A 25,939-nucleotide genomic window follows, 5' to 3' on the forward strand; every position below is an offset into this window, starting at 1 on the left:
TACTCCACCATCCGGCGGACTGGAGCCCTTTCTGAAGGGCTTCGGCTGCGGTTTCGGATAGGCCGCGCAGGGTCAGCCGCCGGTGGTCCGTGACGCGATGAGCCGGCCTGGATCACGCATCGGGCAGGCCGTCGAAGCTGGTCAGCTGTAGTCGAGGGCGGCGTGCTCTATGTCGGTGAACTCGACAAGGAGGCCCTCCGCGCGCCGTCCGTTGTCGCGGAAATAGACCTCCTGGAGCCCTTCGGCGACTATGTCCCGCAGCTCCTGCTCGCCCGCACCGATGTCCTGTGCGGCGAAGAGACGGGCCGCGTAGGTGGGTGGGAGGGCTTGGGTGATCCACCGGATGCGGCTGTCGTCCGTCGTTCCGGGGGCGGCGGTGTAGCCGAAGCGGGCGCGGGCTTCGACGATGATGCCGGTCGAGGTGGCGGCCTGGCGGCGGGCGCGCTCGCGGACCCGGGGCTGCCAGTGGCGGCGCACTTCGTCGGCGAGGTCGGGGCGGGGTCGACGGATCTGGCCCTTGAGGTAGCGCTCGACGGTGCGCTGGGAGACGCCCAGGGTCTGCGCGACCGCGCGGGTAGAGCCCTTGGCCTGCTTGACGAGGTAGCGGATCTGGGCCACGGGTGTGGCGGGGATGGGGCGGGTGAACGTGGCGGCCGCGGCCTGGTCGAGGCTTTCACCGATGATGCCCATCGGCTACTCCTCTCAATGATCGTCTGTACGGGTCTGTGAGCGGTGATCTCCGCCCCGGGCAGGAATCCGGCTCGGGGATGGGTGATCGTCAGCGAGCGCGCCACATAGAGGTGTTGTGGGGTGCGTGGGGCTGGCGGGTCATCGCCGGGTCAGGTCTGCTGCATGTCGACGAAGCGGGAGTAGTGGCCCTGGAAGGCGACGGTGACGGTGGCGGTGGGGCCGTTGCGGTGCTTGGCGACGATGAGGTCGGCCTCGCCGGCGCGGGGGGATTCCTTGTCGTAGGCGTCCTCGCGGTGGAGCAGGATGACCATGTCGGCGTCCTGCTCGATGGAGCCTGACTCGCGTAGGTCGGCCACCATCGGCTTCTTGTCCGTGCGCTGTTCAGGGCCGCGGTTGAGCTGTGACAGGGCGATGACCGGGACCTGGAGTTCTTTGGCCATCGTCTTGATGTTGCGGGAGATGTCGCTGACTTCCTGCTGGCGGGACTCGGGGCGGCGGCCGCCGGACTGCAGGAGCTGGATGTAGTCGATGACGACGAGGTCCAGGCCGCCGTTCTGCTTGAGGCGGCGGCACTGGGCTTTGATCTGGGTGAGCGTGTTGACGTGGCTGTCGCTGAAGACGACGGGGGCGGAGCGGACCCGGTCGGAGATGCGGGCGATGCGCTGCCAGTCCTCGGAGGTGGTGGTGCCGCTGCGCAGGTGGTGCAGGCCGACGCGGGCTTCGGCGGACAGGATGCGCATGCCGATCTCGCTGGTGCTCATCTCCAGGCTGAAGACGGCGCTGCGCAGGCGGTGCTTGATGGAGGCGGCGCGCACGAAGTCGACGGCGAGGGTCGACTTGCCCATCGCGGGGCGGGCGGCGACCACGATCATCTGGCCGGGCAGGAACCCGTTGGTCAGGGCGTCCAGGTCGACGAACCCGGTGGGGATTCCCTGTTCGCGGCCGTCGCGTTCGATGGCCTCGGCCTCGTCGACCGCGTTCTGGAAGACCTCGTCCATGAAGGTGTAGCCGGTGGCGGCGTCGGTGGTCTGGGTGACCTGGGCCAGGGCGGCCGCGGCGGCGTCCAGGATGTCGTCGGCTTCGCCCGCGCCGGTGGTGGCCATCTGGGCGATGTGGTTGCCGGTCTGGGCCAGGCGGCGCAGCTTGGCGCGGTCGAGGACGATTTCGGCGTCGTGGACGGCCAGGGCGGCGTTGGGGCAGGCATCGACGAGCTGGGAGATGTAGGCGTGGCCGCCGACGCGTTCCAGGTCGCCCTGGACGGTGAGCTGGTGTCCGAGGCTGATGGGGGTGATGTCGGTGCCGGCCGCGTACAGGTCGGTGATTGCCAGCCAGATCGTTTCGTGGGCGGGCTTGTAGAACGCGGCGGCTCCAAGGGGCTCGAGGGCCTTGGCGATGTCGCCGATGGCGTCCTTCGACAGGATCGCGCCGCCCAGGGAGGACTTCTCCGCAGCCTCGTTGTGCTGGGCGGGGCGGTCCAGCAGGGAGAACGGCGCACCGCTCTCGTCCTGGTCCTGGTTGTTGTTCGAGGGGCGGCGGCTGCTCGGTACGGTGGTCACGTGCACTCCTGACGGTGTCATGGCTGGTGGGGTGCCTCGCGGGCCGCCCCCTGGCCGGGGTGGCCCGCTCCCACATGGTCGTAGCGGGGATCGGGTCGGGTCAGACGTTCAGGGCCGCGTCGTGGGCCTGGAGGCGCCGGGCATGCTCGGTCTCCTGCGCCAGGTGCTGGCGCTCCCAGTCGGTGAGCACCGGCTCACCGCGGCGTGCGGCCTCGTCCGCGGTCGCACCGGCCGCCAGGCCCTGGACGTAGGCGGCGACATCGGCCGGCACCTGCTCCTCACGGGCCGCAGCGGACTGCGTGTCCGGCCCGGCATCGGCTGCAGCTTCGGCGGCTGCCTTAGCGGCTCGCTCCTGCCTGCGCTTGATGACCAGGCACGAGTGGCAGTCCTCGGCGCGGAAGTCCGGGTGGCGCGTGCACATTCCGGCCTTGGCAGCCGGCCGGGACGCCCGGGCCTTGCGGGTGCGGTCCGGGAGCGTCGCGATCCGCCGGTGCTCCAGCAGCCACTCGTAGTTCTGGCCGCCGCCCGGATTCGCCATCAGCGCCTGACGCAGCTGCTCGTTGAACTCCCAGCCCCGCTCGGCCGTCACCGACGCGAGCTTCGGGGCCAGGCGCTGTGCCGACTGCGCAGGGAGCTCCCACGGCCCGGTCAGCGTCAGCAGGAACACCCGAGCTTCCTCGACCCGCTCCGGGCTCACGTCCTCAGGCAGGGCCGCGGCGCCCTGGGCGTCGGCCTGGTCCTCCAGGGCGAGCTGCTGGCCCGGCACCTGCCCGGCCGCCGACCGGGACCGGGCCTGTTCCAGGGCGCGGCGCACGGCGCGGTAGCGCGGCAGGTCCTCGATCCGCTCACGGAGCACCGAGGTGATGCCGCGGCGGGCCGAGGCACGCCGGGTCAGCTGCTGAACGAGATCCGCGCCCAGCTCCCAGCCCTGGGCCTGGACCGCTTCGGCGAGCAGCGGGGCGAACTCGGCCGCGGTTCGTCGGCCGCACGCCCAGTGTCCGGGGAGCTCCGCGAGGAACTCGGAGGCGGCCGCGATGGCTGTTGCGTCTGTTGCGGGAGCGCCAGCCGGAACGGCGGTGACGGAGGAGGACGTAGGGGAGGAGGAATCCTCCTCCTCCCTATAGGGGGGAGTGGGGGGGGCGACGTCGGATCCGTTGGAATCCAACGTGTCGCGCTGACCTGCATAGACGTTGGAATCCAACGCGTCGGATTCCAACGTGTCCGATTCCGATCCGCTGGAATCCAACGTGTCGCGCTGACCTGCATAGACGTTGGAATCCAACGCGTCGGAGCGGGGGGTGGAGCGCCGTTCCGTTGAAAATCCACGTGTCGGGCTGACCTGCGAAGACGTGGATGCCCGCGGGGAGGCGCGGTCGGGGTTGTTCGCAGGGTTTCGGTACACGGCGAACGCCCATCGCGGCCTGCCTGCCTCGGCGTCGTACCCATCGCGCTCGCGGTGGACGTGCCCGGCCTTGCGCAGGCGCTTCATCACGCCTCGGAGGCGCGTGTCGCCCATCTTCCAGCCCGACGCCTGGAACTCGGCGGCCAGAGCGTTCACGGCCGAAGGCAGCTCCGGGTCTCGGAGCAGCAGACGCAGGAGCACGCCGTAGTCCTCAGGCTGCAGGTCGGGTGAGAACGCGAGCGGTGCCGGGACCACTACCTCTTCCGGGGGCTCCCATGCCCGGCGGATCTGGGCACTGAGGAACTCGTTCTGGGACATGTCCTTCATCGGGCCACCTCCGTGGTGCGGAGGGGGCAGGAAGGGGCGAGAGAGGGCTGGTCACATGAGGGCGTCATACGCATAGAGGTGGGAAGGGGCGCGCGCGTGTGACATGTCGGAATCGTGCGGGACGAGGGACGCATCCGCTGACTCGGGACCGGCAGGGCTGTGTACAAGGGCCGCACAGCCTGAAAAGGAGCGGTCGCTCCCGCAGCGCGGGCAACGATCTTGATGTGCGTCCCGTGAGGTGGGGCGGGGGCGGCCTGGGCGGCAGAAATGGTGGTCACGCCAACCCCAAGGCGCCGATGCGTCTCAGACGTGACAGTGAACTTCAAAAAAAATGCCGGGCCGGCGGCCGCGACGTGGCCGCGGCGACGGGTGGGCGGGCGGTACATAGTGGGTCGATCTCCCCTGATAGGGGAGCCGTGAGCGGCGGGTGTGACCTGACCGGGGGCCCAGATGGTGGCGTTCCGCGAGGTGGGACGCTTATTCTGGGTACAGGTGACTGCGCGGACCCATGGTCCACGGGCATCACCCCGGCGAGGTCACCTCACCGGACACGACTCGGCTTGCTTGGCGGCTGGCGAGTCGGTAGCTATGAGGCCGTTCTCTCTGCCAGGAGAGGGCGGCCTCGCTGCGTTGGTCGTCTAAGGCGGCTGGTCACTTCTCATGCAGACGCCCCTCAGCGGCAGCGTCGGGATGCTTCGAGGCCAGCCTTTGAAGGAGATGCGCGTACGCGCGACGATTCCCGCGGTGAGGCTGGGCTTGCCCTGCCTCCCACCGCGAGATCGCTAGTCGCTTGACCCCGATGGCTTCAGCGACCTCGTTCTGCGTGAGGCCAGCTGCAACGCGGAGTTGGCGACGGACCTGGGGCGTGGGGAGAGTGCCCTCCTCCACCAGGGCGTCAATTCGCCTTAGCGGATCGGACATCGAGACCTCCAGCCTAGGGAACCATTCCGGAAAACATACACGGTCTCTAGGATCTTCAGCAGCGAGAACGAAGGTGTCGCAGCGATCATGCATCTTCCCCTCCACTGAGTTCGGTCCCGCTGACGTGAGAACGCGCCAGAAATCAAGCTAGTCAAGGGCATCGGCCCGTTCGGCGAGCTCCAGCAGTGCATGCGAAGCGTTCGCGCCAGCGACCAGCACCAATTCACGGATGGCTGCCCGAGCAGCCTGGTGTGTCTGAATCGTTTCCGGAGCGAGGGTCTCAGCGCGCAGCAGACAGTCGAGGGCTTCACCGCCATGTCGCCTCTGCGCGTGAGCTCGCCCCAGGTCCATCAACAGCCGTCCCTGTCGTTCGGGCGACAGGCCCTCTGCGTCCAGGGCGAGCCCGATGTCGAGAGCCTCGCCGGCGTCGCCGAGGTCTACAGCGATGCTGACCGCTTGGATTTCTACGTTGACCGGTCCGAACTCGAGGTTGAAATCGTTCCGGTTCTCGCCGAGCTCCGCCGCGATAGCGCGTGCCTCAGTGATCTCTCCCTTGGCCTCGGTCCTGGCGCCCGCCCGTGCGTGAACGAGTGCGAGAGCCAGATGGAGGGCTCCAAGGACGGACAGAGCTTGCGGTGGCCGGTCGTCCTGCGCTTTCAGGGCATCGATAGCGACCTGAGCGGCATGTTCGGCCTGGCCCAGACTGCGCAACCGCACAAACGCGTGCGTCATACGGAAGACACCAGCGCAGGCATGCAGCGGATCACCGGACCGCTCGGCAGCGAAGATCGCACGATCTGCGGCGACCCATGCAGCGTCGGCCTCATCCTGGCGGACGAACGCTGCCGAAAGGGCCTGGTAGGCCCGCGAGAGCAGAAGGAATAGCTCCGGTTGAGCCTCGTTGGGCGCTGCGCGAACTGCACGCTCAAGCTCGGGGAGCAGCTCCACAGCCAAGGCGCTGACCTGCGCCATCTGAGCCGCATGCGTAAGTTCCCAGAGGTCGTTGACATCTTTTCGCAACGCCTCGGTGGATCTTGAGGCCTCAGGGACGGGCCCGGGGCCGGCCAGCAAGGTATGAAGTGCGGGGTGGCCGGAGATCAGCCGTCGCGTCTCGTCTAGGTCGTTAGACAGTGACAGGGGTGCGGGGTGTTGTGATGGCCCGCTTCCCTCTGCGTCGGGTCGCAACTGCTGTACCGAAACGCCTAGTCCATCGGCGATTTGCTGCAGCAGATCCATGCGCTGGACAGGCTGGATTCCCCGCTCAACCTGGGACATCCAGCTGCTTGTCTTCCCAAGGGCTGCGGCGAACTCGGCTTGGGTACGTCCCTGCTCCTTCCTGAGCTTCTGGACGCGTTGACCAAAGACTCGATCCTGAGGATCGACGTCCCGCCCTGTCGGCTTCATGGACCCTCCGTTCCAGGGCGCTTGCTGAGCTCTGTCATCTCGTTCAGGAACACCACGTCCGTGCTGGTGAGGAACTGTTCACGCTCCTTCAGGAAGTGCCGTGTGTGAGCCTGGTCCTCGTGAGCTCCAAAGGCGTTGCGATCTGCATAGAGCTCGTAGAAGACACGGGTAAGTGGCTCATCTACGGGCGTGTGCACCACGTAGACGAGGGTTCCAGGCTCCGCGCGGATCGCTTCCACGACCTCGGCAACCAGGGCGTCGAACCGCAGGGCCGCGTCTCCGTCCCGCAGGGTGAACCGCACCGTTAGCGCGAATCCGGTGAACACGGGGCCCCCTTCGTCTTCATGTCGCTTAGTCATGGACACATTCTCACATTCAAAGCTGCAGTGCTAGATAGCACCAAAAGTGTTGACTAGCACTTGTGGTGCTAGTAACGTTCGGCTTGCTCGCCCTCACCGCAAGGAGTGGGCGAGACGTACCACCGCGTAACAGCAGGGACCCTCTCTCTTCAGAGGCGGTGGCAGTGGGGTGAGCCGAGCTCCCCCGGCCGGCCTGTACTGAATAGCTCCACCGGATCTACCTCGAACAGCGCCTGCTGCGCTGTCTGTCCGTCAGGAATCAACCTGCCCGCGTGGCCGGACCTGGCGCGGCAGAGAAGGCAGCAGCCTCCTCACCTGCCCCCCGATTCAGGAGGACCCGATGCCCCGCAAACGCCCCGGCCGCGTACGGACCAAGCACACCAATGGCCGCGCTGCCTTACTTCTCAGCACGATGAACCCCGCCGACTACAACGTCCGCCTGGGCGAGGTGCGGACGATCACCTGTCCCGACTGCCGTACTTGGCGCCGGATCATGGGCGACACAGTCCTCAAAATCCGCGAGCACCGCATCGACACGGTCTCGCAGGGAGAGAAGCCCCCCTCCTGCCCCGGTAGTGACCAACTCGTCGTCATCGACATTGATGTCCGGCGCTGGCAGGCCCGGCAGGACCGTCTGCTGCGAGACGCGATGCCGCAGGAGAACCGGCGCGCGGCGCGGCAGTTCTACAAGCCGCTTCCGAACCCTGCGACCCCGGTGTACCGCCTCGCCACCCGTGAACCGCAGCCCTTGGCCCGCCTGGTCCGACTGCTGGAGCAAGCCCGGCACGCCGGCCTTGCACACCGCGTCAACTGCTCCCTGTGCAATGGCAGCGGCCGATGCCAGACGGGTCGCGACCTGGAGATTACTTTCCAGGAGACGCGAGCCACCTGCCTGATTGCCCGCGAGCAGCAGGCCCGCGCCGAGCGGCTCGCCGTCCAGCAGGCCCGTAATGCCCGCGCTGCACAGGAGAGCGCCCGCAGCACGCAACTGCTCCTTGCAGGTCAGGCCGACCAGCTGCGTCGTGCCGTTCCGCACGGCGAGCGTCCCACCGAGGGGCCGCAGGTTCCCCTGGCTTCTCTGGCTCCTCGTCAGGCTGCCGTCCGGCGAGAGGGGAGCCAGCTTGCGTGCGAGCACTGCGGTGCTACCGAATCCAGCCTCGCCGACGCGGTCGATGCCGGATGGTGCCGGATCACCCGCCGCCTCCACTGCGGCCGATGCGCGACCCGTTTCCCAGAGTGGGCGCGCACCTCGTTCTGATCCTGAATTGCCGACGACGAACGACCACGGCCCCGGCCGGCCCGCGCTCCGCGGGGCGGCCGGGGCCGTGGCCTGCTCGTACAGCAGCCACAGGGCCAATCGGCCCCGAATACGACGAACCCCCGGGGTGGCACCCCCGGGGGTTCGTCTTCGCAGCTCACCCTCTCTGGAAGGGCAACATGCGCATGCACAGGATGACATCCACTCAGGCCCGGCACACGCGCCGGGCCGTACTCCAGGCCACGGTCGACGCCGGCGCACGCCGCTGCACCGACACCGACCCGGACATTTGGTTCCGCGCGGACCGCGAGCCGGCCGACGAGTGGCAGGCCCGTCGTACCGAGGCGATCCGGCTCTGCACCGGATGCCCCGTCCGGGCGGCGTGCGAGGAACTCGCCCTGCGCGACGGCGACGGCCGTGCCAGCCGGGACGACATGGTGCGCGCCGGGCTGACCGGCCCCGAACTCGCCGCCATCCGCACCGCTCAGGCCGTGCGCCTGGCCGCCGCGGTTCGCGCGGACCGGGACACCGAGCAGCGCGAGCTCCACGACCTGGTCGCCCAGGTCCAGCGCGAGGTCACCTCCACCCTGGACCGCACGGTCGAGGGGAGGCGGGTGCCGCCCGCCCGGGCGCAGGCCGAGCAGAACGTGCTGGTCGGCATGCTCACGGCTCGGATCCGCGAGATTCGGTCGGCCCGCCGGGCCCGGACCGGTTGGGAGGTCGCGGCATGACCACCGCCCTCACCCCCGCCCCGCGCGCCGGCGGAATCGACGACATCCGGCGCGAGGACGACGCCCGCGGCTACGAGCGTGACGAGACCGACCAGTTCCACCGGCTCGTCGACCGCCTGGTCTTCGACGGTGACTCGCGCGCCGAGGCTGCCGGCCGCCGGGCCCGTCGCACGCTCGCCGAGATGGCACCCGGCTACCAGCGCCAGCCGTTCCTGCGACTGGTCCGTCCGCTGACCTTCCAGCGAGCGGACGACGCGTGCGTGCTGTGCGGGTTCTGGAAGTGCCGCTGCGGCGGCGCGGCCCCCGCTCCGGCACCGGCCGCGCACAGCACGGCGGGGGTGGCCCGATGACCTGCACCTCCTGCGGCGGGACCGGCCAGCAGATGGTCACCGTCAACCACGTCGGCGCCGACGGCGTCCCGTTCCAGTCCCTCGAGATGCAGCCCTGCACCCCATGCGGCGGCACCGGCCAGAAGTAGCAGCCGGTGCATCGCATACGAGCCGCCCGGGCCGCGCAGAAACGCGCGGCCCGGGCCATCACCGCACGCGGCCTGGCCCACCCACTCACCCGCCTCCTGCTCGCGGCCGCCGCCACGGCGGCCGCGCAGGCATGGGAGGCCGGCCACCGCGTCGCCGAAATCCACCCCGCACAACCCGAACGGACCCATCACGGTGGCTGACAGCCTCCACACCCGCTACATGGCCGCCAGCACCGCATGGCGCACCCACCGCAACAGCTGCCCGCCGTGCCAGAACAGCCAGCCCTGCCCCGCAGGTGCCTCGCTGTACGAGCAGTTCACCCGGCTGCAGGACGCCTACCTCGCCCAGCAGAGACGCAAGGGCTGACCGCCCGACCTTTCGCATCCCCTCATCCGGGCATCGCCCCGGCCAGATGCCATCCCAGGAGGCGCTATGCGCACCATCCGCCGCGACGGCTGGACCGCCGCCGACTACGACTCCGAGCAGATCCTCCGCCACGAGCTCGGGCACCGCGACGCCGCGGCCCGCCTGAACCGGGCCCGCCGCCCCCACCCGGTCCGCCGGGCCTGGCGCACCCTGCGCACCCGGCTGCACCGTCTCGCCCCGAACACCCCGCGCATCGACTGGGCCGCCGCCCGGGCGGCGGCCGCCGCCGTTCACCGCGGCGACGGCGACGAGGCCGACCGCATCGTCATGGCCACGGTTGACCCCCACTCCACCGCCTTTGCGACGTTCCGCCTGCTCAACACCAAGTGACTTCCGTCTGTCGGTTGCCTCCCCCGCCCGTCCCGGCCCCGTGCCGGTACGGGCGGGGCCGAGGGGAGCCGGACAGCCCGGATCTACCGGCCTCGCGCCGGTGCACACAAGGAGCCCCGCATGGCACAGCAGCCGCAGACACAGCCCGCCGTTCGACCGGCGACGCGCTACATCCCGGGCGACATCGTCCTGTTCCGCGACGTCGAACGGTTCTGGCTCGGCCTGCCCGGCCACACCGTCGTCGGCCGGGTGGAACGGTCCTGGACGCACGCCGACACCCGCAAGGTCCTCTACGACCTGGTCGAGCTGGGCGCCAATCGCCACCGAGACGGGATCGACCCCGCCTACATGCGGCCGCTCCCGGCGACGGACGCGATGCACGACATCGACACCGCGCCGCTCAGCGAGCCGGACACCGGGGCGATGACGGCGGCCGCCGTCGCCTGGCTGCGCCAGCACCTCGGGCAGGACAGCAGCACGCTGCCCGCCCGTCCCTGACCACCTGCCCCACGCACGCGGCCCTCCGGGCCCCCGGCATTCGAGCTGCCGGGGCCCCGGAGGGCCTGGTCATGACCCTACCGACCGACGCCGGCCCGCAGTGACCTCTTGCACGAGGCGCCGGAACGTAAGAGAGGACATCCCCCGTGGCCAACACCACCACCCGGCGCAGGCGGAAGCCCGCCCCAGCCGCCGCCCCAGCCGCGAAGCCCCGCACCAGGCGCGCCAAGGCGCCCGCCTCCATCCCCGCCCAGACCACCGCCTCTGAGGAGACGGTGCCGCTGGTGCACCCGGAGGCCGATCCGGTCCTGGCCGACGCCGCCGACCGTGCCGCCGACCTTCGGGACCAGGCCGCCGCCGATGTCGCCAGTGTCCTCGCCGACGGCGAGGCCCGCGCGACCGAGCTGCTGGACGGCGCGCGCGCAGAAGCGGCCTCGATCACCGAGACCGCTGCGAGCGAGCAGTCCCGCATCCTGGCCTCCGCCCGGGCCGACGCCGACCAGGTCCGTGCCCATGCCGATGCGAAGGCCAAGCAGCTGCTCGCCGACGCCCGCTCGGAGGCCGACACCGTCATGGTGAAGGCGACCGGCGAGGCCGATCAGGTCCTTGCTGCCGCTCGCACGGCTGCCGAGCAGTTGCTCGCCGGCGCGCGGCGGCAGGCCGATGAGGTCACCACCACGGCGGCTACGCAGGCGGAACAGGTCCGCACCGAGGCCAAGCGGGCCGCGGCGAAGACCCTCGCCGACGCGGAGGCGGCGCGTTCCGAGCTGCTCGCGGCTGCGGAGCGCACCGCGACGCAGACCCGCAGCCGCGCCGCCACCGACGCCGAAGAGGCGCTGGAGCGGGCGCGGGGCGAGGCGGACCGGATGCGTGAGAGTGCGGGCGACCAGGCCGCGCAGGTGCGGGCCGGGGCGGAGCGGATGGCCGCCGGCCTTCGTGCCGACGCGGACCGTGCTCTGGCCGACGCCCGTACCTCCGCTGAAGAGCTGCGGGCCGCCACGGACAGGGACGTCACCCGGCTGCGCGAGCAGGCGGAGACGGACGCGGCGACGGCCCGGGAAGCGGCGGCGCAGGCTGCGGCCGACCAGACCGCCGCCGCGCAAGCCCTCGCCGAAGCGGAGCGGGTCCTGGAGGCGGCGACGGAGCGCACGGTGCAGAGGGCGCGGCGCCGGGAGATCCGGGCCGAATCCCGCGCCGTGCGGCGCAAGGCCCGCGATGAGGCCCGGCCCGCCGGAGGCGTTCCGGCGCTGTCCGGGCAGGAGCTGGTCCTGGTCGTCGGGATCATCCTGGCGGCCGCGACCGTCTCCACCCTCGGTCTGCTCTCCTCCTACACCGCGCTGGAGACCAAGGCCGCCACATGGGGCTGGGACTGGCCGTGGCTGCTGCCTGTCGGTATCGACGTCGCCATCCCCGCGTTCACCGGCGCCAGCCTCATCCTCATCCGGATGGGCATGGAGCTGCGCTGGATCCGCTGGGTGCCCCGCGCGCTGACGGCGGTGACCGTCTACCTGAACTGGACCGCGTCGGACTCGGCGGCCGGCCGTCTCGGGCACGCCGCCCTCACCCTGCTGTGGGTCGTGTTCTCCGAGATCGCCTCCCACGTCTACGCGACACGGATCGGCGCGGTCACCGGCAAGGTGCGGATGGAGACGGTGCGCCGCTCCCGCTGGATCCTCGCTCCGCTCCCCACCGCCCGGCTGCGCCGCCGGATGATCCTGTGGGAGATCACCTCCTACGAGGAGGCGCTCACCCGCCTCCAGGAGCAGACCTACCTGCGAGCGCAGCTCAAGGAGGAGTACGGGTGGCGGTGGCGGAGCAAGGCTCCGCTGGAGCAGCGGATGGCGCTCAAGCTCGGCTCCGCGCCCGCCGCGCTCGCCGACACGCTCGCCCCCGAGGACGCTCACACCGTCGAACGGGTGGAGGAGAGCGCCCGCGCTCACCCCGACGTGAGCGCGCTCGCCCCCGCAAAGGCGGACGGCGAGCGCGAGCGCCTGGCGCTCACCTCCGGCGCTCACGAGGGTGAGCGCGCCACGAAGGATGACGACGCTCAGCGAGCGGACGACGCGCTCACGCGCAGCGAGAGCGACGCGCTCACCAAGCGCCGCCACGCTCGTATCCGTCGGCTCTACACCGAGCTCGGGCGCCGTCCGCAGTGGACGGAGATCCGCGACGCGCTCACCGATGCGGGCCTGTCCGAGGAGCCGGTCTCCCGCCCGACCGCGCAGCGTCTGCGCGCTCAGGTCGAAGAGGGCACCCCGAGCGCTCGCTGAGCGCGCCGCGCTCGCCCCCGGTGAGCGCCTCACGCGCTCACCGTCTGGCAGCACCCCTGCCGCTCATGGTCGCCCCCGGTCCGCGCTCGCCCACGCTCCCGAGCGTGAGCGCGGACCGGTGACGGCCACGGCCGGCAGGCCGCACGCCCGCACCCCGCCCCGAGCAGGGCGCCGGCGAGCCGCCTCGTACCGAGCACGATCCCGGCCCCGCACGCATGCCTCGGGGACACGGACCCATGAACCCACTCCCCTCCCCACCCCCGAGACCTGGAGGTCTTCCCCATGACCGAGAACAGCAGGTGGACGTCGGACCACCTGATGAAGCCCGGCGGCACCGCCCTGTACGGCGCCCAGCAGCGCGAGCGGCTGCGGCAGATGGCCGACGACGTGAGGGCGCTGCTCAACGAGTACCGCGCCGACCTGGAGAACATCGACATCGAGGGCGACAAGCCTTTCGAGGCCCGAATTCGTGCTTATCTGGCGTCGCGTCCGCTGGCGAAGCTCGAAAGCGACCTGCGGGACGCCGTGAATCACGCTGGAAAGCTGGACGCGGAATTCCAGAAGCGCTACGTCGAATTGCCGGAGAAGCGCGCGGAGAACGCGGAGAGGAAGGCGCTGGAGAAGGCGCGGAAGAAGGGCCTGAGCACCGCACGCGCGGTCAGCTCCGCCGGGCAGCTCAACGGCCTCTCGAACGCCCTGACCGAGCCGACCGGTGACGGGAAGGCGATCGCGAAGAAGACCAGCACGGACGGTGGCGATCACACCTTCCTGGACTTCCTGGAAAAGAGGGCCTGATAAGTGGCTGTCCAGCTTTCCAAGGGTCAGGTCGCCCGCTGGGACAAGCGCCTGGCGGAGACCACGACGAACAAGGCGCGGGCGACCGCGATGTGGGACCTGGCCCGCCTCCTGGCGGGCACCGACGACGCGGCGTGGGCCGACCTGGTCGTGCTGCTCCAGGGCTGGACCTTGGAGCAGCAGGGCCGGCGGCCTTCGCCGTAACGCTCCGCGCTCATCACCGCTCATCATCACCGCCTCACTCCGTGAATCCAGGGGCCCATCACGCGCGCCTATACGCGCGCGTAAGGGCCCCCGGGTTCGCCACGCTGAGTGACTGACCGAAGGAGACGGCCGATGGCCGACGACGACGCCGGGGGGACCGTCTACGGCTTCCCCGGCGGGCTGACGATCCCGGGTCCGGTGGGCAGCACCCCACCGCCCGGCGCCGCCACCCCCTCCCTGCCCGCGCTGCCCGCCCTGGCACCCCCGCCCTCCCTCCTGGTGGCCGGGAATTCCAGCGTCGGGAGCAGCGATACAACGACTACCGCGAACGCGGACCCCGGAATCCCCGAAAGTCCGCAAGGGGTCGGAATTGCCGCCATGTCGGTGGTGATGATGGCCGGTATTACCGTCGCCGCAATGCGCGGCGCATGGAATGCCAGCGCTTATCTGAAAGCCCGACACGAACACCACCGGGCAATTGCAGATCAGCAGCGGGCGACGGCCGATAAAGCCTCGATCGGGGCGGAAGCGGCCCGCCAGAAAATCCGCCTGCAGTCCGGCCCGGAATTCGGGCGCGGCACCCGCACAACAGGCGGCGGGGGTGGCCGGACAAAATCTGGAAAGAACAACACTCCGAGTACCTTCCGCTCCTCCGGCGGCACCAAGCCGCAGGGCGGGGGCGGAAGCATGACGCCCAGCAAGACGCCTGGCGGCGGCTCTGGCGGCCGAACGCCCACGCTGGGCAGCGGAGGGCGGCCAGGCTCCGGCGGAGGTCGCAGGGGCACCCTGGGGTCCTCCGCAGGAAAGGGCGGCGAAAAAGGCGGATCGGGGGGCGGAAAGACCCCGACAACCGGCACGCGGAACAACTCCGGCGGCCTCTCCGGAGCCGTGCGCGACCGTGCCGCGGACCGGGTCCGCAACGGCCCCAAGCCAAAGACCCCGACGCCGACGAACACCCGCACCCCGGGAATCCGGGACGCCGCCCGCGACCGTGCCGCCGAGCGCATCCGCAACGGCCCCAAGCCCAAAACCCCGACGACCGGCACGTCCGGCACGGACGGCAAGGGCAAGGACACCAAGGGGACGACCAAGCCGGACCGCGGCCCCCGGGTCCGGGACGCGGCGCGGGCCCGGGTCGCCGACCGCATCACCACCGGCTCCTGGACGCCGACCGGCCGCAAGCCGGTCGACCTCACCAAGAAGGGCTCGGGATCGTCGGCCACCCCGGCGACGATCCGCGGGGCGCTGCGTCACCGCACGGTCGGCCGGATCCTCAACGGCAAGAAGGCCAAGCCCGATCCGGCGACGCGGCCGAAGGTCGACTTGACCAAGAAGCCCAAGACCGGCACCAGCGGCCCGGGAACGTCGGCGACACCGACGACGATCCGCGGGGCGCTGCGCCACCGGGCCGTCGACCGGATCCTCAACGGGAAGAAGGCCAAGCCCGATCCGGCCGCCGCAGCTGCTCCGGCGAGCCCGAAGGCGGACCTGACCAAGAAGCCCAAGACCGGCCCGCCCAGCGCGGGCGGCACGGCGGCGACACCGAAGGTCAGCCTCACGAAGAAGCCGAAGCCCACTCCGGGCGGCGGCCCGGCCGGCCCCGGCGGGACCGCCCCGAAGGTGAACCTCCGCAAGAGGGTCCGGCTCACGAAGAGGCCGGGCAAGCCCGGCTCCGGCCCGGCCGCCACCGGCGGCACGGGTACGACCGGGCCGAAGCCGACCAGCCCCAAGTCGACCAGGGCCAGCAGCACCGGCCCGAAGTCGAAGGGCGACAAGTCCCGCACCCGCCGCGGCTGGTGGGAACGGGCCAGCTCCCGCCGCTCCGGACGCTCCGAGCCCGACCCGTCCAGCACCACCAGCTCCGACACCACGCCGGGGCCGGGTGGGGCACCGGACGGCGGCTTCGGGCCGCCCCCGGGCTGGGGCTACGCACAGGGAGCGACGATCACCGTCGAACAGGTCGGCGGTGAGGCATGGACCGCCCGCCGCAAGGAGAACCGCCGTGCGGCCGGCATCCCGGCCGGGGCTATTCCCGCATCACGAACAGGAGGAACCGGAGTGACCGTGCCCATCCCGGCGAAGGCACCCAGTACCCAGTACGCGGACAGCGACCTGACGATCTACGACGTCATCGACTCCGACGCCGACATGGCGGAGGAGATCATGGCGGGCGTCGACGAGGCCAACGCCGCGGCTGAGGGCTGCGAAAGGATGATGACGAAGCTGGAGGCCCTCCACCAGAAAATCGTCGACCTCAAGGTCCCCGGCGTCCTGGAGGGCTGGGTGCTGATCCTTGCGGAGAAGGCCGTCAGCGTGAAGGCGAAGGCGGAGGCCCTGGCGGAGAAGCTCCCCGCCGCCTCCGAGGCCATCGCTACCGCCGGTGAGAACGCGGCGCGCCGCCACAAGCCGCTCGCCGACGTCACCCGCGATCACGGCCACGCCGCACCCGCTGAGCGCGACTACCACGTCGAATAGGAGAAACCCACGTGTCTGATCTCGTTCCCGTGATCGGCGGAGCCCTGGAGAAGACGGGCTCCGTCATCGTCGGCGCGGTCCGCTTCGGCATCGTCGTCGCGCAGCTGACCGTCGCCAGCGCCACCATGGCGGGCCTGTCCCACCAGGTCCGCTCCACGTTCAGGTACGTGGAGGAATGCGCGAGCTCGGTCGACCGGCTTGCCGACCTCGCCGCGTCCAAGGCCGTCGACCAGTCCACCGTCAACGAGCACCGCGAAGCGGCGACCGTGATGCGGGACTGCAAGGAGGAGGCGGAGGCCATGGCGGTGGAGTGCGAGGAGATGTCCTCGCTGTTCCACGAGACCGCCGACGGCCACATCGCCGACTACGGCGCGGTCGCGGATGCCGCCAACAACATGCCCGACGGCATCGAGATGGCCGACCGCACCTTCTACAGCAACCGCTGACCACCCCCAGAACAGGAGAGAGACGATGAGGAGCCGGAAGCTCAACAACGCCATCAACCGCGAGGACCAGGCGGAGGCCGTCGACAGGCTGAACGCCGCCGACCGGACCACCTGCTACCCGCACCAGTCGTGGACCGCCGACTGCGCCGACCAGCACGCCCCGGGCGGCACCGGCCGGGGCATCGACGAGCCGATCGACCTCGACTACCTCCGCGGCAACCAGAGCTGACCGACCACCCCCACCAGCACTAAGGGCGGCGAACCCACGACGGGTTCGCCGCCCTTCCCCATGCCCTTGAAGGAGAGCTCACCGATGATCCGCCTCGGACCCCTGCGCAGCCGCTTTGCCCTGGCCCGCAACGCCTTCGGCCGCGTCGCCACCGTGGCCGGCACCGGCGCGCTCGCCACCGGCACCTTCACCCACGACTTCTACGGTCCCTCCGTCCTGGCCGCCCTCGGCTGCGCCGGATGGGGCGCCCTGTGGTCGGCGACCCTGCCACGCGACGCGGTCGGCAACACCGCGATGGGCCTGTACCTGGCCCCCTCGCTGTCCATGACCGCGCTGCTCACCGTGCAGCGCCTGGTGCCCGGCATCGACTGGTACTGGCAGCTGCTCGCCGACGCCGGATGGAGCGCCATGGTGCTGTACGTACGCCCGGCCTGCATGGCCCGGATCCTGGTCGGCCGCGAGAGGTCGCTGACCCCCGAAGCCATCGAGCAGACCCAGGAGCTCCTGGTCGCCGACACCGGTCAGGACGGGCCTCAGCACCCGATGGCCACCTTCTGGGCGAGCCACGTCGCCATCGAGGGCGGCGCCGCCCCGAACACCGTGCTGGAGCAGATCGAGCGGACCGGCGACGACTCCATGAGCGCCGTCATCCGCTCCACCCTCCCCGGCAAGCCGGTCCCCAGGATCGACCTGCTGGAGCTGTCCGCGGCCATCAACTGGCCCGAGGACGACATCGGGATCACCCCCGTGCCCCGCCGGGGCGCCGGAGTCCGTCGGCTCATCGTCGGCCAGGCCCCCGAGCAGGCCCTGGACCTCTACACCGCCTGGGAAAAGCTCATCGCCCCCAAGGGCATGCCCGGCACGGTCATCACCAAGATCCGCACCGTCGACATCCCCGACGAGAACCCCAAGGAGCTCCCCGCATGAGCAGGATCTTCGAGCTGACGGTGGAAGCACCGCCCGGCGACATCATCAGCTACCACCCGATGCGCCTGGCCGACGCGCTCGGCATCAAGGACGTCAACCGCCTCGCGGTCGAAACCAACGGCACGTCCAAGGCCCTGGTCACCATCTACCCCGACGACCCCCTCGCCCAGGTCATCCTGGCCGACCCGCAGATGCTCCTCATGGACGCCAAGGGCCGCATCTACATCGGCCGCTACCACAACGGCCGGGCCTCCCTGCTGCGCCTGTATGACCCCAAGTCCGGCTCCGCGCAGCGCCTGCTGCTGTTCGGCACCACCGGCGCGGGCAAGTCCACGGCCGGGCAGATCATCCTCGCCGCGATGAAGCGCTCCGGGATCGCCGTGCTGTACGCCGACCTCAAGGGCGGCCAGTCCGCACCCGAGGCGTTCGGACAGAAGGAGCACGGCGGCGACGGAAACGTCGCCTGGCGGGTCACCACCCAGGAAGGCACGATGGCGCAGCTGCGCACCACGTGGCTGACCATGATGGACCGCCAGGACCGCTACTCGAGGATGGGCCGCTCCAAGTTCCTCATCGGCCGCCCCGACCCGCTGATCTACCAGATCGTGGACGAGGCCAACCGTCTGCTGGAGAGGGGCGCGCCCTACCGCGACGAAGCGACCTTCTACATCAAGGACATCGGCCGCACCGGCCGCTCCCTGGGCATCGGCATCGGCCTGTTCGCGCAGGCCGGCCACCTGGAGGAGATGGGCGGCAGCGACACGCTGCGAGCGATGCTGAAGGAAGGCGAAGTCGTCCTGCTCCGCTGGACGTCCAGCATGATGAAGCAGCTGGTGACCGACGGCCTGCTGCCCACCGGCCAGGTCCTCGCCCCCATCCCGAAGTACGCGGGCGAAGTCGACCTCATCAGCCAGTTCGACGAGGACGACGACCTGCCCGGCACCCAGGGCACCGCGTACAACGTCAACGGCCGCTACCCCAGCTCGAAGATGCGGTTCTGGAACATCGGCTCCGACATGCCCACCGAGGGCCTGGACCCGGAGATCCTGGAGCTCTACGGCCCCGGCGCACCGGCGGAGATCGAGCAGGACGCCTGGGACCTCATCGGTGACGCCTACGGCCAGCGCCTGGACGGCATGGAGGCGTACCGGGCGGTTTTCCCCGAACCCGAGGAAGACGAGGACGGCGAAGGCGGCGGGGTCAAGAAGAAGGGCTCCGGCGGCTCCGCCGGCACCCGGGCAGCCTCCCCGGTCCCGGCCTCGGCGGCCAAGCCCCGCGCCCGCACCCTACGCGACCGCGTCCAGGCCGTCCTGGACGCCCACGACGAGCAGCTGGACGCGCTCCAGGTCCTGGAGCTCGTCAACGAGGACGGCGGCCGCACGGTCCAGCTCGGCAGCGTCCGCAACACCCTGACCACCCTCAAGAAGTAGCCCCGCCCGTACTCCGGCCGGGCCGGGCCCCGAGCCCGCCCGGCCGCAGGCCTTCCCTGAAGGAGCCCCGCTGTGGCGCTGACCGTCTCCCTGGTCGTCTTCGCCGGAATCATCGTGCTGGTCCTGCTGCGCACCGGCTACCTGCGGCTGTGGCCCGCATTCGCCGCCGCCCTGTTCGGCTTCACCCTCGCCTTCACCGGCATCGCCCCCGCCATCACCAGCGGGATCAGCAGCGTCGCCGGATGGATCAGCAGCATCGGATAACCCGCCCCGCCCTTCGCGCCCTCCCTCCCACCCCGGCCGGGAGGGCGCACCCGTACCCGAACGGAGAACGCCGTGGAATTCCACCCCACCGCCGGCCGCCCGATGTCCGACTCCGAGGCCGCCGTCGAAGCCAAGCGGATCCTGGACGCGAACTTCCGCGCCGAGCAGCCTGTCCGTCACTTCCCGACGTCGTTCCGCGACGACACCGAGCTGCCTGCGTACGGCGACACCCCGCCCGTGAAGCAGGACGACCGCCGGATCGTGCCCGCCTGGGCGGCCGGGATCGCGGTCGCCTCCGTCGGCGTCGGCGCCGGGATCACCGGTATCGGCTGCGGCGCCTGGCTGGTTCTGCAGGGCCTCGCCTCGATCACGCTGAACAGCGTCCTGATGGTCACCCTGCCGTTCGCCGGCCTCGCCATGGCCGCCACCGCGATCGGCGGCGCGATCAGCCGCGCCCGTTCCGCCGTCACCAAGAACATCTACGAGGGCCCGGTCACCAACCGCACCGAGATCCACAACAACAGCAGCACGCGCGGCATGTTCTTCGCCCGCACCCGCAACGACATCCGCTGAGCACCCGGCACCCTGCGTCGTACTCGAACCCCGCCCGCAAGGCCGGGAGTCGAGTACGGCGCAGGCCGCCCGGAGCAGCCCGCGCGATCAGTCGTCGTCCAGGTAGATCAGCAGGCGGCCCTCGTCGTCGACCTCCGCCTCATAGATCACGCCGTCGACGACCGCGTGGTCGACGACCACCTCGTAGTCGTCTTCGTCGTCGATCCACAGCACTCCGTTGTCGTCCGTGATCGCCGGATAGATGACTCCGTCGGCGATCACCGAATCGAACTCGACTGACATCGCGCCCCCTTGCTGCTCCCTGGCCTCGCCCAAGCCTGTCGCACCACGGGCCCCGGCAACAGAGACATTCCCATCCCGTACGCAGCGTCACCGCCTCGAAGGAGAAGCCGACCGTGACCGACCACGACGACCGCCCCCCGAACATCCCCGGCCAGCGCCAGGAGCCCTCGGCCCCCAACGGCCAGGACCTCAACTTCCCGCCGCTGCCCGGCCCGTTCATCGAGGAGAAGGAGCCACGGCTGGCGGCGCTGCGCGAGTGGTGGGACCACGCCTGGAGCGACGGAGGGTTCCTCCACGACCGATGGGAGGACCTGCGCCAGGCCCCAGAGCTCGGCTGGCACTCCATGGCGAACTGGGTGAAGGTCGCCATCGGCCTCGCCGGGATCTGCGCGGTCATCATCCTGCTGGACACTGCGACCGACGTCCTGGCCGACTCGATCCGCACCCTGCTCACCGCAGTCCCACACGTCCAGGTCGGCACCGACACATCCACCGGTGTCTTCGCCGTGGTCGACCAGCCGATCCGCTCGTACATCGCAGCCCACTCCGCGACCCTGCCGATCAGCGCCTCCACCGTCTACACCGTCTGGCAGACCGTCGGACTCTTCGGCCTGGTCGGCGGGTTCTTCCGCAGCAGCGGCGCCCGCATCACCTGGACGGCCTTCGGCGCGTGCAGCATCGCGATGGTCTACAGCGCCGCACCGGCCGACGGCCGCACCATCGCCACCGGCCTCGCCGTCCTCGCCTGGACCGCAGCATCCGCCTTCGCGCTGCGCGGGCTGACCCTGCGCCCGTCGGTGTTCATCCACAACGCCGCTCCCAGCATCGAGAACCGCCCTGAGATCCCCCCGGCCGCCCCGCTGGCCCCCGAGGTACCGGAAAACGTGCACCCGCTCCAAAAGCGCTGACCCGTCGCCCTGCCTGGCTCTCGCCCACCCTTCGCGGGCGAGAGCCGTACAGGCCGCCCGGCCGCCGTTCCCCACCATCAAGGAGACCGTCCCGTGCCCAACACCACAGCGCAGAGCCTGACCCCGGACCAGGCGCCCGCCCTCAACCACCCCGCGCTCGCCGTCACCTGCCCGCACTGCCACGCCGCCCCCAACACCCTGTGCACCTCGCACAGCGGCACCCGCCCCCGCCGCTACGACGTCCACCGCCTCCGCACCGACTCCCTCGCCTCCACCACCGGCTGATCCGGCCGACCCGTCCGGCCACCGGCACCACCCGCCCTCCGCCCGGGGGCGGCTGGTTCCGGTGACTGGGCAGGCCGACCGGCCCGACCACCCGCGCCCCGACGGCCCTCCCGGCCGCCGGGGCGCAGCGCTGCCCGCCACGACACCTGTTGGAGGACACCCGTGCTCACCCCTCGACCGCGCCGCCGGACCGGGCGGCCCCGCCCGCAACGACCCGGCCTCCGTAACCCCCGTCCTCGCATCGCGCTCCCCCACGCCTGGAGCCGGTGATGCCGCGCAAACGGCGCCCGCGTCGTGAGGTCGCGAGGGTCCCGCGCAGCGACGCCTTACTGCCCGAGTACGATCGCGGCGCCGTCCCGGCCGGGCTCGTCACCAGGCGGGCCCTGCGGGCGATGGGCCTGAGCCCCGGCCGCAACACCGGCCCGATCGCGATCCTGCGCTGCAAGCTCTGCGCGACCCGCCCGAACTGGTCCTGTCGCCATCCCACACGCGGCTACCTGCTCCGCATCGACCTGGCGGTGCCCAAGCGCGTCCCGACGCTGGCTCAGGAGCTGGCGCTCGACCGGGCCATTGCCGCCAGGAGCACCTGCCCGAAGTGCGCGCGCCGGTACTTCTACTGCCTCCCCGTACGCACCGTGGGCTGCTGCGACCCCTGCGCCCGCGGCTACGAACCCAGCCCCGACACCTACATGGCACCCACCACCCCGGTACGCCACCAGTTGGCTGCCTGACTGAAAGGGAAGCCCCTCATGCCCACTCCCCTCGCCTCCGCGTTCACCGAGCCCGAGCGCCCGGCGAACCTCCAGGTCCGCTACATCAACCTCGTCGGTGCGTGCATCGACGTCACCGGCAGCGGCGAGTACGCCCAGGACAACTCGTGGCAATGCCGGGGATGCCAGGACGGCTCCAGCACCCCCACGACCGACTGGCTCTGGCGGACCCGACACAGCGCGAGCGCGCACGCCGCCGAGTGCCGCGCCATCCCGCTCACGTGACCACCCTCCGCCCGCACCTGGGCCTGCTGCTCGCCGCCGTTCCACTCGCGGCGGCGACGGTGGCCGCCGCGCTCCGCGCCGGCCACTGGCGGCTGTACGCCGACCGGCACCGCATCGAGCTCCGCCCCCAGCCCCGCCGCTCCTGCCCCGACTGCCAGGGCGCAGGCGGCTGGTGGGTCGACGGCGCGAACCCGGAGATGGAGGCGTGCCACTGCTGGGCCGATCGCCGCGCATTCCATGCGTGGCTGCTGCCCGCTCCGGGCTGGAACCAGCCGCCGTTCTGAACACCGTCCCCCGGCCAGAGACGGCCGGGGGACGAAGGCACCACAGGGGCGTCCGCAGCATCGGCAAGAAGCCGGACCCCCCGCACCCACCCCTAATCCCAGATGAGGAGCACACCCGGCATGACCGATCGCCTCCGCGCCATCGAGGGCCTCGCCCTGGTCGCCACCCTGACCGCTGTCTTCGACGGAGTCCACGCACTGGGGGACCAGTTCGTACAGAACAGCCACGACGCGATGACCAAGGGCATGCACGGCTCCCACCTGGTCTACAAGAGCGACGGCTCCACCGTCGAGGCGGACCCGTGGCGCCACGGCAAGGAGGGCCGCACCTGCACCGCCAGCGCGTACGGCCGCCGCAGCGTGAGCCGGCACGTCGCGAGCTACACCGCCGTGCAGCTCGCCTCCACTCTCGCCGTGACCCGCACCCTGGGCTACCGCGTCCCCGCGACCGCGCTCCTGACCGGCGCTGCGATCAACGCGATCACCCACGGGATCATCGATCGCCGCGACCCGCTGCTCTGGCTCGCCGTGAAGGCCGGCAAGTCCGGCTACATCAAGCACGCCACCGTCGTCCGCAAGGCCGGTGGAGAAGGCACCGAGTACCCCAAGGCCGTTCAGGACGTCTCCGGTCCCGGGACCGCGCTGATGGAGCTGGACCAGGCCGCCCACCGTGCGATCGGCGTGGCCGCAGCCCTGGTCACCACCTTGATCACCCTGCGCAAGAGCGACCGCCGGTGACCCCGCCGCCCGTACCCCGTACGGAAAACCCACGCCGCCAGATCATCACCATCCAGTTATGAGCGGCCCGGCCGCTCCCACCCTCGTCACGGAGGCCCACATGGCCCGCAAGCCCATCACCTGGTACATCGCCACCCCCACCGACGGCATCATCGAAAGGTCCAGCGAGGCCGGCACCCCGGTAGACCTCGCCGCCAACGTCGGTCAGGTCGTCAACCACCCCAACCCGTGCCGCAACAAGTGGTTCGACGAGACCCGCTTCTCCTACTTCCGCATGGTCAAGCGCGTCGGCGAGGCGCTGGAGGACACCGGCATCTGGCCCATCACCTGGCCCGTGCGGCTGTGGATCGTCGAGCCGCTCGGGGAGACCGGAAACTGGAGTCAGCGCCACTACCCCTACCGGCTGCTCTCCCATCAGATTCGCGTCATCGAGGAGACCGACGCACACCGCGCGCTCGGCCCCAGCGGCCGCGACGTCCTGACCGTCATCCAGCGGGAAATTCCCGAGCGGGCCCTGCGCTGGGCGGCCGACTGGGACGCCGACCCCGAGGGCATGCGCAAGCGGAGGTGGGACTGGGAACAGTGCGAGAACGGCCGCTGGGCGGAGTCCCTCGCCGTGGCGGTCTCACGCAATCACCGCGAGTCGGCCGCCCAGGCATGGATCGAGCGCCTCGCCCACAACGCCGTGGACCAGGCCCTCGCGGGCACCGGCGCCAGCACGATGGCCCGCTGCTACGCCTACGGCCGTGCCGACGGTTGCGCGGTCGCCGCCCAGCACCAGGACCGCTTCGAGCCGTACGTCCTGGACGCGCTGCGCGGCGTCGTCCTCGATACCCCCGCACCGGCCGTGGCCCTCTGAGCCGCACCTGTCTGCCGCCCGGCGGCCGCCGTCTCTGAAGTGGAGGCGTGCAGCTGCCGGACGAACCGGCCGCGCTTCCCGCTGACCCCATACCCACGAACACAAACGCCCGGGCCTGCTGCTGATGACAGCGGGCCCGGGCTCTCCATTCCCGTGCACGAGACGAGAAGGAAGCCATCAGTATGACTACCGCCGCGTTACCGCGTAAGGCGTTGCACATCACCGCCATGGCCCTCCCCCTGGCCGGATGGACGCTGCACAGCACCGTCCTGCACCACCGCCTCACCCAGGCCCACCGCGACCCCCTCACCGGCACCTGGCGCCGCACCGCGTTCACCAGTCGTGCGCAGCGCCTCCTGGACCGCAACCCCGGCGACGTCGTCCTGGTTCTCGCAGACGCCGACAGGTTTAAGGCCCTCAACGACCGGCACGGGCACGCGGCGGGCGACGCCGCGCTCGCCGCGATCGGCACCCGGCTGACCGAGTGGGCCGGACCCCGCGGCGTCACCGGCCGCCTCGGCGGCGACGAATTCGCTGCCCTGGCCCGCATCGAGCCCCGGCACCAGGAGCTCCGCCTGGAACACCTCGGCCGCCTGATGTCCCGACCGGTCCGATACGAGGGCGGGCTGCTGCCCCTGGGCGTCTCGCTGGGCGCAGCCACCCCGGCCGCCGTCGGAAGCACCGACCTGCCGACGCTGATGCGCGCCGCCGACGCGGCCATGTACTCGGGCAAGCACAGCGGCCGCGTGATCCATGCCAGCGCCGACCACGCCGCCGTGCCATCCGTCAACGGACGTCGCCACGGCCGGCCGGGCACTTCCCTGCCGGGGAGGGCCGCATGAACGCGTCCGTCGTTCCGCCGGCGGGCGACTGGATCCGCGGCATCAGCATCCGGCAGCTCTGGGCCACGTGCATCGTCGCCGGTGCCAAGACGATCGAGAACCGCCCGAAGCCCTGGACCTGGCGCGGCTGGACCCTGCTCCACGCGGGCCAGCAGACCGACCGGCCCGCCCTGCGCGAGCCGTTGGTGGCCCGTACGATCCGCGGCCGCGAGCTGCCGACCGGCGCCGTGATCGGCATCGCCAGACTGACCGGCTGCCACCAGGACCCGGACGACTCCCCGCCCTGCACCGAGTGGGCGCAGACCGAGGCATGGCATCTGGAGCTCAGCGACGTCCAGGCCCTCGCCCTGCCGATCCCGGCGCGCGGACAGCTCGGGCCCTGGCGCCCCACGGAGGACCTCCTCGACCAGGTCCTCCAGCAACTGCCCACGTTCAGGCTGTGAGTCGCACCCGCCCCAAGAGACCGCTGTGGGAGCCGGGCCTCGTTCCGCCTCCCGGCGGCCTCCTCGACTGGCGCGACAGCAAGCACTACGACCACCACCACACGCGCCCCTGCGCACTGTGCGGGCACTCCACCCCGCTGCGCTCCCACTCCGGGGAGCCCGCTCACAAGGCGTGCGCTGAGTCCTGGATCTCCGAGCATCCCACCGAGGCCCGCCTCGGCCGATTCGCCTCCGACGTCCAGCCCAAGCGCCAGCGCGACGACAACCACGCCTGACCTCAACGCACACACCCACCCAACCGAAGGGCAA

Annotated in this window: 35 protein-coding genes; 28 read left to right on the forward strand and 7 right to left on the reverse strand. The window is 71.0% G+C overall.

Annotation, left to right across the window (positions count from 1 at the left end):
- Window positions 1-141: 141 nt before the first annotated feature.
- The 6 genes from AB0L33_RS30225 to AB0L33_RS30250 all read right to left on the reverse strand — a co-directional run bounded on the left by AB0L33_RS30225 (window position 142) and on the right by AB0L33_RS30250 (window position 6,626).
- On the reverse strand, window positions 142-690 hold the full coding sequence (locus AB0L33_RS30225) for an XRE family transcriptional regulator (protein WP_365686502.1): 549 nt from the start codon (window positions 688-690) through the stop codon (window positions 142-144).
- Between the two features lie 149 nt (window positions 691-839).
- Window positions 840-2,246, reverse strand: a complete 1,407-nt coding sequence (dnaB, locus tag AB0L33_RS30230; protein ID WP_365686503.1) for a replicative DNA helicase — start codon at window positions 2,244-2,246, stop codon at window positions 840-842.
- A 100-nt stretch (window positions 2,247-2,346) separates the two neighbouring features.
- Window positions 2,347-3,975 (reverse strand): hypothetical protein, encoded by a 1,629-nt coding sequence (locus AB0L33_RS30235; protein ID WP_365686504.1) that lies wholly within the window; start codon window positions 3,973-3,975, stop codon window positions 2,347-2,349.
- 651 nt (window positions 3,976-4,626) lie between these two features.
- On the reverse strand, window positions 4,627-4,989 hold the full coding sequence (locus AB0L33_RS30240; protein WP_365686505.1) for a helix-turn-helix transcriptional regulator: 363 nt from the start codon (window positions 4,987-4,989) through the stop codon (window positions 4,627-4,629).
- A 54-nt stretch (window positions 4,990-5,043) separates the two neighbouring features.
- Window positions 5,044-6,300, reverse strand: coding sequence for a helix-turn-helix domain-containing protein (locus AB0L33_RS30245; protein ID WP_365686506.1), 1,257 nt, complete (start codon window positions 6,298-6,300; stop codon window positions 5,044-5,046).
- The gene (locus tag AB0L33_RS30250; protein WP_365686507.1) at window positions 6,297-6,626 is read right to left on the reverse strand and encodes an antibiotic biosynthesis monooxygenase; all 330 of its coding nucleotides are present in this window, start codon (window positions 6,624-6,626) and stop codon (window positions 6,297-6,299) included. Before AB0L33_RS30250 ends, AB0L33_RS30245 begins: the two co-directional genes overlap by 4 nt.
- Before the next feature lie 373 nt (window positions 6,627-6,999).
- Between AB0L33_RS30250 and AB0L33_RS30255 the strand changes: the two genes are divergently transcribed.
- From AB0L33_RS30255 to AB0L33_RS30340, 18 genes are all read left to right on the forward strand, one after another.
- Window positions 7,000-7,917: a hypothetical protein gene (locus tag AB0L33_RS30255; protein ID WP_365686508.1), complete on the forward strand. Its 918-nt coding sequence runs from the start codon at window positions 7,000-7,002 to the stop codon at window positions 7,915-7,917.
- A gap of 194 nt (window positions 7,918-8,111) precedes the next feature.
- Complete coding sequence (locus tag AB0L33_RS30260) at window positions 8,112-8,648, forward strand: WhiB family transcriptional regulator (protein WP_365686509.1); 537 nt, start codon at window positions 8,112-8,114, stop codon at window positions 8,646-8,648.
- On the forward strand, window positions 8,645-8,998 hold the full coding sequence (locus AB0L33_RS30265) for a hypothetical protein (RefSeq protein ID WP_365686510.1): 354 nt from the start codon (window positions 8,645-8,647) through the stop codon (window positions 8,996-8,998). Before AB0L33_RS30260 ends, AB0L33_RS30265 begins: the two co-directional genes overlap by 4 nt.
- Complete coding sequence (locus AB0L33_RS30270) at window positions 8,995-9,126, forward strand: hypothetical protein (protein WP_365686511.1); 132 nt, start codon at window positions 8,995-8,997, stop codon at window positions 9,124-9,126. The genes AB0L33_RS30265 and AB0L33_RS30270 overlap by 4 nt, the downstream gene beginning before the upstream one ends.
- Before the next feature lie 6 nt (window positions 9,127-9,132).
- A complete protein-coding gene (locus tag AB0L33_RS30275; RefSeq protein ID WP_365686512.1) occupies window positions 9,133-9,327 on the forward strand; it encodes a hypothetical protein in 195 nt (64 codons plus the stop codon).
- The gene (locus AB0L33_RS30280; RefSeq protein ID WP_365686513.1) at window positions 9,320-9,493 is read left to right on the forward strand and encodes a hypothetical protein; all 174 of its coding nucleotides are present in this window, start codon (window positions 9,320-9,322) and stop codon (window positions 9,491-9,493) included. Before AB0L33_RS30275 ends, AB0L33_RS30280 begins: the two co-directional genes overlap by 8 nt.
- Window positions 9,494-9,559: 66 nt before the next feature.
- Complete coding sequence (locus AB0L33_RS30285; protein WP_365686514.1) at window positions 9,560-9,883, forward strand: hypothetical protein; 324 nt, start codon at window positions 9,560-9,562, stop codon at window positions 9,881-9,883.
- Window positions 9,884-10,003: 120 nt separating this feature from the next.
- Entirely contained in the window at window positions 10,004-10,381 is a 378-nt protein-coding gene (locus AB0L33_RS30290) for a hypothetical protein (RefSeq protein WP_365686515.1), read from the forward strand.
- 146 nt (window positions 10,382-10,527) lie between these two features.
- Window positions 10,528-12,651 carry a DUF2637 domain-containing protein gene (locus tag AB0L33_RS30295; protein ID WP_365686516.1) on the forward strand — a complete coding sequence of 708 codons (2,124 nt, stop codon included), beginning with the start codon at window positions 10,528-10,530 and terminating at the stop codon, window positions 12,649-12,651.
- Between the two features lie 282 nt (window positions 12,652-12,933).
- Complete coding sequence (locus AB0L33_RS30300; RefSeq protein WP_365686517.1) at window positions 12,934-13,446, forward strand: hypothetical protein; 513 nt, start codon at window positions 12,934-12,936, stop codon at window positions 13,444-13,446.
- 3 nt (window positions 13,447-13,449) lie between these two features.
- Entirely contained in the window at window positions 13,450-13,650 is a 201-nt protein-coding gene (locus tag AB0L33_RS30305) for a hypothetical protein (protein ID WP_365686518.1), read from the forward strand.
- A gap of 888 nt (window positions 13,651-14,538) precedes the next feature.
- Window positions 14,539-16,125 carry a hypothetical protein gene (locus AB0L33_RS30310; protein ID WP_365686519.1) on the forward strand — a complete coding sequence of 529 codons (1,587 nt, stop codon included), beginning with the start codon at window positions 14,539-14,541 and terminating at the stop codon, window positions 16,123-16,125.
- 11 nt (window positions 16,126-16,136) lie between these two features.
- Window positions 16,137-16,571, forward strand: a complete 435-nt coding sequence (locus AB0L33_RS30315) for a hypothetical protein (RefSeq protein WP_365686520.1) — start codon at window positions 16,137-16,139, stop codon at window positions 16,569-16,571.
- A 25-nt stretch (window positions 16,572-16,596) separates the two neighbouring features.
- A complete protein-coding gene (locus AB0L33_RS30320; protein ID WP_365686521.1) occupies window positions 16,597-16,800 on the forward strand; it encodes a hypothetical protein in 204 nt (67 codons plus the stop codon).
- Window positions 16,801-16,884: 84 nt separating this feature from the next.
- Window positions 16,885-17,727, forward strand: a complete 843-nt coding sequence (locus tag AB0L33_RS30325) for a hypothetical protein (protein WP_365686522.1) — start codon at window positions 16,885-16,887, stop codon at window positions 17,725-17,727.
- Window positions 17,724-19,157, forward strand: coding sequence for a transfer protein (locus tag AB0L33_RS30330; protein WP_365686523.1), 1,434 nt, complete (start codon window positions 17,724-17,726; stop codon window positions 19,155-19,157). Before AB0L33_RS30325 ends, AB0L33_RS30330 begins: the two co-directional genes overlap by 4 nt.
- Window positions 19,158-19,229: 72 nt before the next feature.
- Window positions 19,230-19,421, forward strand: coding sequence for a hypothetical protein (locus AB0L33_RS30335; RefSeq protein WP_365686524.1), 192 nt, complete (start codon window positions 19,230-19,232; stop codon window positions 19,419-19,421).
- A 102-nt stretch (window positions 19,422-19,523) separates the two neighbouring features.
- Window positions 19,524-19,994 (forward strand): hypothetical protein, encoded by a 471-nt coding sequence (locus AB0L33_RS30340; RefSeq protein WP_365686579.1) that lies wholly within the window; start codon window positions 19,524-19,526, stop codon window positions 19,992-19,994.
- Between the two features lie 87 nt (window positions 19,995-20,081).
- Here the strand turns inward: AB0L33_RS30340 and AB0L33_RS30345 are convergent, their stop codons facing one another.
- Window positions 20,082-20,276 carry a hypothetical protein gene (locus tag AB0L33_RS30345; RefSeq protein WP_365686525.1) on the reverse strand — a complete coding sequence of 65 codons (195 nt, stop codon included), beginning with the start codon at window positions 20,274-20,276 and terminating at the stop codon, window positions 20,082-20,084.
- Window positions 20,277-20,389: 113 nt separating this feature from the next.
- Between AB0L33_RS30345 and AB0L33_RS30350 the strand changes: the two genes are divergently transcribed.
- From AB0L33_RS30350 to AB0L33_RS30395, 10 genes are all read left to right on the forward strand, one after another.
- Window positions 20,390-21,184, forward strand: coding sequence for a hypothetical protein (locus tag AB0L33_RS30350; RefSeq protein ID WP_365686526.1), 795 nt, complete (start codon window positions 20,390-20,392; stop codon window positions 21,182-21,184).
- 93 nt (window positions 21,185-21,277) lie between these two features.
- Entirely contained in the window at window positions 21,278-21,469 is a 192-nt protein-coding gene (locus AB0L33_RS30355) for a hypothetical protein (protein WP_365686527.1), read from the forward strand.
- A gap of 269 nt (window positions 21,470-21,738) precedes the next feature.
- Window positions 21,739-22,200, forward strand: a complete 462-nt coding sequence (locus tag AB0L33_RS30360) for an RRQRL motif-containing zinc-binding protein (protein ID WP_365686528.1) — start codon at window positions 21,739-21,741, stop codon at window positions 22,198-22,200.
- Between the two features lie 18 nt (window positions 22,201-22,218).
- Window positions 22,219-22,464: a hypothetical protein gene (locus AB0L33_RS30365; RefSeq protein ID WP_365686529.1), complete on the forward strand. Its 246-nt coding sequence runs from the start codon at window positions 22,219-22,221 to the stop codon at window positions 22,462-22,464.
- The gene (locus AB0L33_RS30370) at window positions 22,461-22,748 is read left to right on the forward strand and encodes a hypothetical protein (RefSeq protein ID WP_365686530.1); all 288 of its coding nucleotides are present in this window, start codon (window positions 22,461-22,463) and stop codon (window positions 22,746-22,748) included. Before AB0L33_RS30365 ends, AB0L33_RS30370 begins: the two co-directional genes overlap by 4 nt.
- A 120-nt stretch (window positions 22,749-22,868) precedes the next feature.
- Complete coding sequence (locus AB0L33_RS30375) at window positions 22,869-23,486, forward strand: hypothetical protein (RefSeq protein WP_365686531.1); 618 nt, start codon at window positions 22,869-22,871, stop codon at window positions 23,484-23,486.
- A gap of 58 nt (window positions 23,487-23,544) precedes the next feature.
- Entirely contained in the window at window positions 23,545-24,345 is an 801-nt protein-coding gene (locus AB0L33_RS30380) for a hypothetical protein (RefSeq protein WP_365686532.1), read from the forward strand.
- Between the two features lie 182 nt (window positions 24,346-24,527).
- Complete coding sequence (locus AB0L33_RS30385; RefSeq protein WP_365686533.1) at window positions 24,528-25,187, forward strand: GGDEF domain-containing protein; 660 nt, start codon at window positions 24,528-24,530, stop codon at window positions 25,185-25,187.
- Complete coding sequence (locus tag AB0L33_RS30390) at window positions 25,184-25,630, forward strand: hypothetical protein (RefSeq protein ID WP_365686534.1); 447 nt, start codon at window positions 25,184-25,186, stop codon at window positions 25,628-25,630. Before AB0L33_RS30385 ends, AB0L33_RS30390 begins: the two co-directional genes overlap by 4 nt.
- Window positions 25,627-25,905: a hypothetical protein gene (locus tag AB0L33_RS30395; protein WP_365686538.1), complete on the forward strand. Its 279-nt coding sequence runs from the start codon at window positions 25,627-25,629 to the stop codon at window positions 25,903-25,905. The genes AB0L33_RS30390 and AB0L33_RS30395 overlap by 4 nt, the downstream gene beginning before the upstream one ends.
- Window positions 25,906-25,939 lie beyond the last annotated feature (34 nt).

The sequence above is a fragment of the Streptomyces sp. NPDC052299 genome (assembly GCF_040679335.1).
Taxonomy (GTDB): Bacteria; Actinomycetota; Actinomycetes; order Streptomycetales; family Streptomycetaceae; genus Streptomyces.

Bases quoted from the DNA above. Each gene is read 5' to 3' on its own strand.
- AB0L33_RS30240 (WP_365686505.1), bottom strand. From the start codon at position 4,989: ATGCATGATCGCTGCGACACCTTCGTTCTCGCTGCTGAAGATCCTAGA.
- AB0L33_RS30325 (WP_365686522.1), top strand. From the start codon at position 16,885: ATGATCCGCCTCGGACCCCTGCGCAGCCGCTTTGCCCTGGCCCGCAAC.
- AB0L33_RS30255 (WP_365686508.1), top strand. From the start codon at position 7,000: ATGCCCCGCAAACGCCCCGGCCGCGTACGGACCAAGCACACCAATGGC.
- AB0L33_RS30330 (WP_365686523.1), top strand. From the start codon at position 17,724: ATGAGCAGGATCTTCGAGCTGACGGTGGAAGCACCGCCCGGCGACATC.
- AB0L33_RS30225 (WP_365686502.1), bottom strand. From the start codon at position 690: ATGGGCATCATCGGTGAAAGCCTCGACCAGGCCGCGGCCGCCACGTTC.
- AB0L33_RS30390 (WP_365686534.1), top strand. From the start codon at position 25,184: ATGAACGCGTCCGTCGTTCCGCCGGCGGGCGACTGGATCCGCGGCATC.
- AB0L33_RS30380 (WP_365686532.1), top strand. From the start codon at position 23,545: ATGAGCGGCCCGGCCGCTCCCACCCTCGTCACGGAGGCCCACATGGCC.
- AB0L33_RS30345 (WP_365686525.1), bottom strand. From the start codon at position 20,276: ATGTCAGTCGAGTTCGATTCGGTGATCGCCGACGGAGTCATCTATCCG.
- AB0L33_RS30265 (WP_365686510.1), top strand. From the start codon at position 8,645: ATGACCACCGCCCTCACCCCCGCCCCGCGCGCCGGCGGAATCGACGAC.
- AB0L33_RS30340 (WP_365686579.1), top strand. From the start codon at position 19,524: ATGTCCGACTCCGAGGCCGCCGTCGAAGCCAAGCGGATCCTGGACGCG.
- AB0L33_RS30385 (WP_365686533.1), top strand. From the start codon at position 24,528: ATGACTACCGCCGCGTTACCGCGTAAGGCGTTGCACATCACCGCCATG.
- AB0L33_RS30365 (WP_365686529.1), top strand. From the start codon at position 22,219: ATGCCCACTCCCCTCGCCTCCGCGTTCACCGAGCCCGAGCGCCCGGCG.
- AB0L33_RS30320 (WP_365686521.1), top strand. From the start codon at position 16,597: ATGAGGAGCCGGAAGCTCAACAACGCCATCAACCGCGAGGACCAGGCG.
- AB0L33_RS30360 (WP_365686528.1), top strand. From the start codon at position 21,739: ATGCCGCGCAAACGGCGCCCGCGTCGTGAGGTCGCGAGGGTCCCGCGC.
- AB0L33_RS30300 (WP_365686517.1), top strand. From the start codon at position 12,934: ATGACCGAGAACAGCAGGTGGACGTCGGACCACCTGATGAAGCCCGGC.
- AB0L33_RS30235 (WP_365686504.1), bottom strand. From the start codon at position 3,975: ATGAAGGACATGTCCCAGAACGAGTTCCTCAGTGCCCAGATCCGCCGG.
- AB0L33_RS30245 (WP_365686506.1), bottom strand. From the start codon at position 6,300: ATGAAGCCGACAGGGCGGGACGTCGATCCTCAGGATCGAGTCTTTGGT.
- AB0L33_RS30375 (WP_365686531.1), top strand. From the start codon at position 22,869: ATGACCGATCGCCTCCGCGCCATCGAGGGCCTCGCCCTGGTCGCCACC.
- AB0L33_RS30285 (WP_365686514.1), top strand. From the start codon at position 9,560: ATGCGCACCATCCGCCGCGACGGCTGGACCGCCGCCGACTACGACTCC.
- AB0L33_RS30270 (WP_365686511.1), top strand. From the start codon at position 8,995: ATGACCTGCACCTCCTGCGGCGGGACCGGCCAGCAGATGGTCACCGTC.
- AB0L33_RS30290 (WP_365686515.1), top strand. From the start codon at position 10,004: ATGGCACAGCAGCCGCAGACACAGCCCGCCGTTCGACCGGCGACGCGC.
- AB0L33_RS30260 (WP_365686509.1), top strand. From the start codon at position 8,112: ATGACATCCACTCAGGCCCGGCACACGCGCCGGGCCGTACTCCAGGCC.